2 protein-coding genes are annotated in these 838 nt (G+C 41.1%); both read left to right on the top strand.

Annotated elements, in window-relative coordinates:
- A partial coding sequence (locus tag AC1DSE_RS35955; protein ID WP_477529205.1) for an NHL repeat-containing protein occupies window positions 1-359 on the top strand: 359 nt, incomplete at its 5' end.
- A 91-nt stretch (window positions 360-450) separates the two neighbouring features.
- Window positions 451-838: alcohol dehydrogenase catalytic domain-containing protein (locus AC1DSE_RS35950; RefSeq protein WP_477529204.1), on the top strand; the 388-nt coding region annotated here is incomplete at its 3' end.

Below are 838 nucleotides of genomic sequence, written 5' to 3'. Positions count from 1 at the left end.
TTTATGTAGCTGATCGTGGCAATCATCGGATTCAAGTCTTCACTCTACAGGGCGATTTCAAAAGAGTCATCGTCGATGACATGGATCAGCCCTGCAGCTTCTATTATCACGGGGACGATCTCTTCTTCCCAGACTTAAACAGTCGGATTACGATCTTCGACAAAAATGATCGGTTGATCTGTCATTTAGGTGAAGATCAGCAGGCTTACAAACAAGCAGGCTGGCCGAATTTGCCTAAGTCTTACTACAGGGATAATAAATTTAGTTCACCACATGGTATTTGCGTTGATTCCAAAGGTTCTGTCTATGTTGCGGAATGGATTTTCGATGGACGTATAACTAAGCTTACACTTGCATAATTTCGTGGTAAAGAATCTTCATTATTTAGGCATACAGGCTGAAAAAGCATCTAAACTGTAATTAAATAATCTAGTAAATGGAGATGAGAACATGTCTGGAAATAAAGCAATTGTTTATAGTAAACCAGGAAGTGTTGAGGTACGAGACACCGCTTATCCAGACTTGGTATTGAAGGATGGACCGGGTGTCAATCCATTGAATGTAGGACGTAAATGTGAGCATGGGGTTATTCTGAAAGTGATTACAACGAATATTTGCGGAAGCGACCAGCACATGGTTAGAGGAAGGACAACGGCTCCATCTGGTCTTATCTTAGGCCATGAGATAACAGGTGAAGTTATTGAAGTGGGCCGTGATGTCGAGTTTATCAAAAAGGGTGACTTGGTCTCCGTTCCTTTTAATATTGCTTGTGGACGTTGTCGCAGTTGTAAAGAACGTAATACAAATATATGTTTAAATGTCAATCCAGACCGTCCTG

It is taken from the genome of Paenibacillus sp. 01L418 (assembly GCF_056400045.1).
Note: the sequence above shows the minus strand (reverse complement) of the source record. Positions and strands in the feature narration are given on the sequence as shown.